This window comes from Gilliamella sp. WF3-4, assembly GCF_001690275.1.
GTDB classification, from domain to species: domain Bacteria; phylum Pseudomonadota; class Gammaproteobacteria; order Enterobacterales; family Orbaceae; genus Gilliamella; species Gilliamella apicola_C.
This window is the reverse complement of record NZ_LZGW01000023.1, coordinates 1-8,464: the sequence shown is the minus strand read 5'-3', so window position 1 is coordinate 8,464 and position 8,464 is coordinate 1. Positions and strand designations below refer to the sequence as shown.

Genomic DNA, 8,464 nt, shown 5'->3' with positions numbered 1-8,464 from the left:
AAGGGCAATATACGCGAGGTGAACGTTTGACCTCGCCGGACCAGTTTTCAATTGGCGGTCGATGGAGTGTTCGCGGTTTTGATGGTGAACTGACGTTAAAAGCTGATCGAGGTTGGTATATCCGCAACGAATTAGTTTGGCAAGCGCCGTTTAACTATGAGCCATATTTAGGGCTTGATACCGGCGAAGTGTCAGGGGCGAAAAGTGAATATTTGTTAGGTAGACATTTAACCGGAGGTGTTATTGGGGTGAGAGGCAATCATTATGGATTTTACTATGATGTATTTGCAGGAGCACCGATTCGTAAACCGGCAAGGTTTAAAACCAATCCGTTAGTATTAGGTTTCGGTATCAACTGGAATTACTAGGTAAATAGAAGCTCAATAGTATTAGAACTACAGAGGCAATATCGCAATAAAATCAAGAAATCAAGGATAAGGAATTAGCAATGAATAAGAAGTTATATCGAGTTATTTTTAACAAAAAGCGTAACATGCAGATGGTGGTTGCTGATATTGCTAAGACACCGATAGGCGGTGAAAAAAGCAACTCAACTTCAAGCCTAACCGCATTAAAATCACTTTTTGCCAATTTAAGTCCGATAACCTTTCTTATTTCTGTATCATTGGGCTTTGTCAGTATCAGTTCGCCAGTTTATGGCAGTAGTATTGTGCCGGACCGTCAAGCGAGTAAACATCATCAACCGCAGGTGACCTCAACGGCGAACGGCACCACACAGGTCAACATACAAACGCCGAATAATAAAGGCGTTTCACATAACAAATACCAACAGTTTGATGTCTCAAAGCAAGGTGTAATTTTAAATAACAGCAGTAAAACCAGCAAAACCCAAATTGGGGGTTATATCCAAGGTAATGAACTGTTAAATGCCAGTGGCAGTGCCAAAATCATTTTAAACGAAGTCAACTCACGTAACCCAAGCCAATTAAATGGGGTCGTTGAAGTTGCGGGACAAAAGGCTCAAGTGGTTATAGCCAACCCATCGGGGATCACCTGTAATGGTTGTGGTTTTATTAATGCGAGTCGAGGCACATTAACGACGGGTAAACCGATAATTGAAAATGGGGATTTAACCGGTTATCAGGTAGAGCAAGGTCATATAGCGGTAACGGGTAAAGGTCTGGACAGTTCAGGGCAAAGTTATACGGATTTAATTGCTCGCACGGTATCAATAAATTCTGCGGTATGGGCAAATGATTTAAATGTGGTAACAGGGCGTAATAAAGTCAGCGTTGACGCACAAACGGTGACATCGTTAGGCGAAGATGATAACCCAAAACCGGAAGTTGGCTTGGATGTTTCGGCACTGGGGGGGATGTATGCGGGTAAAATCCAATTAGTTGGAACAGAAAAAGGGGTTGGTGTACATAATGCAGGCGAGTTAGGGGCAAGTGCTGGTAACCTTATAATCAGTGCGGATGGGAAAATCAGCAATACTGGTACCTTACAAGCTAAAGGTGATATTCAGCTAAGCAGTCAACACACTATTAGTAACAGTAAACAAATTTACAGCAAAAAAAACCTTCAATTAAACGCCAAAAAAGCGATTGCTAATGAGGGGGCATTAATCGCTGAAAATAATGTCGAGCTTAAAGCCTCAACGATAAATAGTGGTAAAAGCAGTACCGTTGCGGCGGGGATTGACCAACAAGGGCAGTTGACTAAACAAGGTAATATTGTAGCCACAGCTAATGCTATTGCTTTTAATGGAAAAAACAGCGCAGGCAAAACGTTATCATTAAAAGCGGAAGATAACCTTAATCTTGATAGTAGCAAAACATATGCTAATGATTTAAACCTGACGGGTAATGATATCTCACTGAGAGGAGCAAAATTACAATCCGAACAGAAATTAAGCGTGACCAACACTAAAACGATAAATACGTCTGACTCAACGATTCTAGCTAAACAAGGTATTGCATTAACTACGAATGAGCTCACAAGTAACAATAGCCAACTTATCTCAGAAAATGATATTACCGTAAAAGCCAATCAGATAAAAAGCAATGCATCTAAAATAAATACTAACAGCGCAATAATCATTGACGCTGATAAGATTGACCTGCAAAAAACTAACTTAAGCGCTAAAGGCGCCATTTCGTTGACAGGCAGCGATCTTAATACCGATAATCTTGACCTTATTACCGAGCAGGCACTGCATATCTATGCTAAAACCTTATCTAGCCAGCATGCTAAGTTGCAGGCTAAAAAAAGCATTGGCATTAAAGCTGAAAATTATTTTGCTGATTTTTTAAATCTTATCACAGCGGATGCTTTTTCTGTAAAGGCAAATCAATTGCAGTTGGATAAATCAAAAATCAGCGCATTAGGCGATATTACTGTTCAAGGAAAAATACTACACAATCGAGAGTCGGTATGGCTTTCCGATAACGACATAAAAATTAAAGCAGATAATATTGAAAATAATGCCAGCCAAATGAAAGCAGCGGGATCAATCAATTACCAGTTTAATGACCTAAACAATAATAATACGACATTGATAAGTGGCAAGCGCTTAACCTTTACTGGTGATACACTACACAATCAACAAGCAAAATGGCTCAGTGGTGATGATATTGCTGTCGATGCTTCAATTCTATTTGATAACCAGTCGAGTCTTATTGTATCGGGTGATGCATTAACCATTAACACACAAAATATGGATAATGGTGATGCTGAGTTAAATGCCAATAAAGCGTTAACTATCCAAGCTAAACACTTATTAAGCGATAATAGCACACTGCAAGCGGGCAATGCGCTGACTTTAACAACTGATGAGCAAATTCACGCTAGTTCTGCAAAGCTATACGCTGAAGATAAAATCACAATTAACAGTAAAAAAATAGATTTGGCTGGTGCTTTTATTGGCGCTAAAGATGATATTTCAATAACTGGGCTACAGCAACATTTAAAACATGCTGAGCTACTATCGACTGGAAAAGTTGATGTTACTGCTACGACAATTGAAGCGGATGACGCTATTATCAAGGCGTCAAACGATTTAACTATCAAAGTTCAGCAATCCGCCTCATTTAATCAAGGCCAGCTGGTCACAAATAAGAAATTGACGTTTGAAGCACCACATGCCAATACTGCCAACTCCATTTTTTATGCTCAAGATGGCATGCATATGCGCTTTACCCAACTTCATAACCAAAATGCGCGTTGGTTCAGTGATGATATAATCCATTTATCGGCAAGGCAATTTAATAATCAAAAAGCAACCCTACAAGCCAAACAAGACTTAGATATTGAGGCTCAGGAAATTAACAATAATGAGGCTATATTATTAACCGATGGTAAACTGGCAATGCATGCCAAGCAAATTGATAATAGGGCTGCACAAATTCAAACCAAAAAAGGTATTTATATCCAAGCAAACAATCAGTTACAAAATGAGAATGCCAAACTCATAACTGATGAGCATATTAAAATTAATACCGATAATTTTATCAATACCAATGCAACACTTTTAAGTCATCAGCATATTGATATTCATGCCAGTAGCTTCAACAACGAAAAAGGCCTATTTTTTGCCGATGGTACGATTAACTTCATTAGTAAACTAATCAATAACCAAGATAGTGAAATCAAATCCAAACAAGGTATCGACATTCAAACTGAATCACTTGTCAGTGATCGTGCAGAATATATTACTGAAGGGGATTTAAACATAGCAAGCAAAACGGCCTCAATGAATCAAGTAACCCTTTCAAGCAAAGGTAACATGGTTCTGGACAATGAACAAACGTTGTCCATGCAAAAAGCTAAGTTGATTGCGCTACAAAATTTGCAAATTAAATCTAATATTATCAATAGCAGTGAGTCTAACATTAACAGTTTAGGCAATATTAATATTACCAGCGCACAGTTAACAAACAGAAATGCAAACCTCATCAGTGATAAAGACATTAAAATTAACACCAATACCTTTGATAACAACGCAAGTGAAATGGGCGCGCGTGGTCACATTGATGTTAATGCTTCTACACTGATAAATAACCATGCAAAATGGGTTGCCAACGATGACATCACTATTGCTAGCGATGAGCTTGATAATACTGGCGCACAATTGGGTGGTGGTAAATCGCTAAGCATTAATGCTAAAAAAATTAACAATCAAAAAGCCATTTTCAATACCAAAACAGATATCACCATTCAAGCTGAAAACTTGGATAATACGGAATCCAAATTGGTCAGTGGGCAATCAATTACTCTAGATTCAACAGGACTAATAAATAAAGGTGGCGTAGTTAAAGCGGGTGATGCGATCACCATTAATAACCAAAAATTTGACAATAGCGATGCAATTTTAGTTGCGCAAGCGGCGATTAATATTAAGTCTAATACGTTAAATAACACCAATGCCATACTTCAATCACAGTCACAAATAACCGTGACAGCAAACCAAATTGATAATCAGTCAGCACTATTACTATCGGGTGATAAAGGGTTACGTATTGATAGTCAAACATTAAACAACCAACACGCCAAATTATTTACTCAAGGTGAATTAACGCTTCATGCTGACAATATCGCTAACCAAAATACTAAATTGATTGCTGAAAAATCCCTAAACATTCAAACTAAGCAATTAAATAATCAACAAGCTGAATTACTTGCCAAAGGCGATATTAATGTACAGGCAAACGTACTGAATAATCAGCAAGCAAGCCTAACATCTGAACATAATATTGGGTTAAATGGCGTTGATAGAATTGATAATTATCGTGCTCAACTAACGGCAAATGGGAAAATTGAGCTTATCTCACCAAATTATATTAATAACAATCATGCAAAGTTACTGTCAAATACTGGTATCAAATTACACACAGCTGATTTAAGTAACCAATCAGCCTCATTAAAAACCAATGGGCTTATTCAGATTGATGCTGATAATATTGATAACAGTCATTCAGAATTTGTCGCCAATAATATTCTGCTAGAAAGTCATTATTTAAATAATACGCAAGCCAATCTTACTGCAAATAACAAAATGGTCATTAATGCATGGGATTTTAATAATAGCCAAGGGCATTTACTGGGCGATAATATTTACTTAAAAACACGCGCATTTCGAGGTGATGGCACAATTAAAACCACAAATGATTTATCGCTTGATTTAGATGAAAGCTTTATTAATGATAATGAAATCACTGCCAATGGTCATTTGTCTATTCGCAGTGCTAAAGACATTATCAACAAAAATAAAATTACAGCGGGTCGTCAAGTTTCGTTAAGTAGTCAGCAATTAGTTAATGAACAACAAGCGGAAATCAGTGCAAATTATTTAGTATTAAAGCATCAAAATATGACTAATCAGGGATTAATTGATGGTACTACCGCAGTGCTCCGCATCGATGATACCTTGAATAATTTAGGTAAAGGGCGTATTTATGCTGATAATTTAGCCATTGGTGCTGCTCAGCTCAATAATCGGGGGCAAAATGGTTTAGCTCCTGTGATTGCCTCTCGACAAAATTTTCACTTAGGCGTTAATAGGTTAAATAACGACAATCATGCCCAGTTACTTAGCTTGGGTTATTTTAATATTGGTGGTCAGCTTGATGACAACTTCAACGTTGTCAGCAACGCTGAGGTCATTAATAACCATTCAGCGACCATTGAATCACAAGGCAATTTAATAATTGCTGCCAATACCATTAACAATATCAATGACCACATTGTGACAGAAATGCGCCCAAGTGATGAGCCGCCAGAAAAAGAGACTTACTTCCAAACTGCGGAAGGCGATGGGGCGAGTAAATATTCATCTAATGACGTTCTTTACCGAATCCACACAAAATATATGCAAGGTATTTCAGGGCAATCTTGTGATAAACATCATCGATGCCTGTACAAATGGAATGATATTCCTGAGCATTTGAGGCACACCAAACAATTACAAAGAATGTCAGTTCCGTCTCACAACATAAATGGAGCAAGCGATTCATGGGAATTTAATGTGATTAAACAAAAATACCGTACCGTTGTGTTAGAAACCGATCCCGGTAAAATTATGGCGGCCAACCATCTGATTATTCAAGGTCAAACGCTAAATAATCAGGACAGTAAAATTGTTGCGGGACAAACGGTTAGTATCAAAGTTAATCAACTGAACAATACGTCTGAAGAAACCTTATCAAAATACGTTTATTCAGGGAATTATTACTTACATAAACGCAAGCGTAAGGATGAATACCGATGCAAAGGTCCTTATGACTACACAAAAGCGGATGAAATCTTTATTGATGATGCTTTGAATCACAATATTTTAGAGCATCAAATTTTCGAGAAAAAACCATTAAATGACACGCCAAGACAACTCGTCGAGGTGGAAAACAAAAATAATCAACAGATTATTGACCAAACCGTTCATGCGAGCATTTCTCAGCATGGAAAACAGATAGCTAATCCAATTATCGATTTAAATCCGAACAATAATCTTACTGGTGATAAAACTAATGTGACAGTGGTTCCAAATCATAAGCAAGAGATAATTACGGGGCTACCGACTAAACCGGATAACAATTTTGAATCTATTGTAATTGATACAGTGGAGCAAAATAAAAACGATACGCCAAAAGATAATGAACCAGAACAACCGGTAACAGAAGCGGAAATGGTACCGTCTAAAACCATCAGTATTTATGAACCGAATTTAACCTTACCTGATAATAGCTTATGGATAATCAACAAAGAGACTGACAAAAATTATATTGTCGAAAGCGATCCGCGTTTTACTCAACGCAAAAAATGGCTCAGCTCTGATTACATGTTAAGCCGTTTAAATGCCGACCCGAATGCGATACAAAAACGATTAGGTGATGGTTATTACGAACAGCAATTAATACGAGAGCAAATTATTGGCTTAACAGGCAACCGCTATTTACATGGTTACCGTTCTGATTTAGAGCAGTATCAAGCTTTGATGGATGCGGGAATTAGTTTTGCTAATGCCTATGGTATTGTTCCCGGCGTTGAATTATCAGACGAACAAATGCGCGCACTAACCACTGATATCGTTTTATTAGTGAAAAAGACCATCACGGTAGGTGGTCAAACGCAAGAGGTATTAGTGCCACAAGTTTACGTAGTTAACCGTCCTCAGTTGGGAACTGATGGGGCATTAATCTCAGGCGAGAACGTGTTTGTTAAAGGGGATGAACTTAATAGTAATGGCTTAATTAAAGCCAAAAATGACATACTATTAGATGGGCATAATGTCACCAATAAAGGCACTATTTATGGTGGTAGAGTATCTATCAATGCGGAAAACGACATCACCAATTACGGCAAATTAGTGGGGGATAAACTAGTTTATTTGTCGGCAGATAATGATATCAACCTATTATCAAGTACACGCACACAGACTCGGGGGCGAAATTTAACTACCAATATAGACCAAACAAGTATTATTCAGGTAAATGATGGCAATGTTGTGATTGATGCGGGTCATGATATCAATACTAAAGCGGGATGGATTATTAATAATGGTGAAAGCGGTAATACTTGGTTACAAGCGGGTCACGATATTAAATTTAATACCGCAGATATTGAAGAGAAATTAGATTTTAGGGTCAAAAAAGACTACCGAAAAACGGATGAAAAAAGTGTGGTTGGCACAGGCATAAGTGCCGCTAATAATGTTATGCTTATTGCTGGTAATGACATTAATGCCAAAACGGTTGATATTACTGCGGGCAACCATCTTGGGTTACAGGCCGATAATGACATTATATTAGGCTCATCGGCCGAGCATTTTGAATTAGATGAATTTCACAAAAGTAAAAGTAAAGGGTTTTTAAATAAAACAACCACCACAACGCACACAGAAATAGATAACACCACGCAAAAAGGCAGTGAGCTGTATGGTGATAGCGTGAGTATCAGTGCGGGTAATAATCTCAAAGTCACGGGCAGCCAAGTGATTGGTAGCAATGATGTGGTGCTGAATGCCGGCAAGGAAGTGACCATTGATGCGGCAGAAGAGTCATATTACCGAAAACAAGAAACCAAAACTAAAAAATCGGGACTAATGAGCAGTGGGGGTATTGGGTTTACCGTTGGTAAAGAAAAAGAGTCCTTAAAACAGACAAATACCGAACAAGCCTTTTTGGGCAGTGTGGTGGGTAGCACAGATGGCAGTGTTAATATCCGAGCGGGTAAAGACGTGAACATCAAAGGCAGCGAAGTCATTGCGCAGCGTGATATCAAACTGCAAGGCGAAAACGTTAACATCGAAGCACTAGATGCCAAAACGACGTATAAAGAAGAGTATAAACACCAAAAATCAGGGCTTACTGTGGCGGTAACGGGTACGGTTAGTGATATGTACAACGCTAATCAAACCCGAGAGCAAGCCAAAAAACAGACTAACGAAAAAACCAAAGCGTTAATGAATATCAAAGCGGGGCTACAAGCGGGTAATGCGGCGTTAGAG

General features: G+C 38.3%; 2 protein-coding genes. Both read left to right on the top strand.

The annotated features are described in order from the left end of the window. Positions 1-368, top strand: a 368-nt coding sequence (locus A9G47_RS06030; RefSeq protein WP_176700664.1) for a ShlB/FhaC/HecB family hemolysin secretion/activation protein, incomplete at its 5' end; no start/stop codon positions are given. 80 nt (positions 369-448) lie between these two features. Further along, on the top strand, positions 449-8,464 hold an 8,016-nt coding region (locus tag A9G47_RS06025), incomplete at its 3' end, for a two-partner secretion domain-containing protein (protein WP_065642429.1).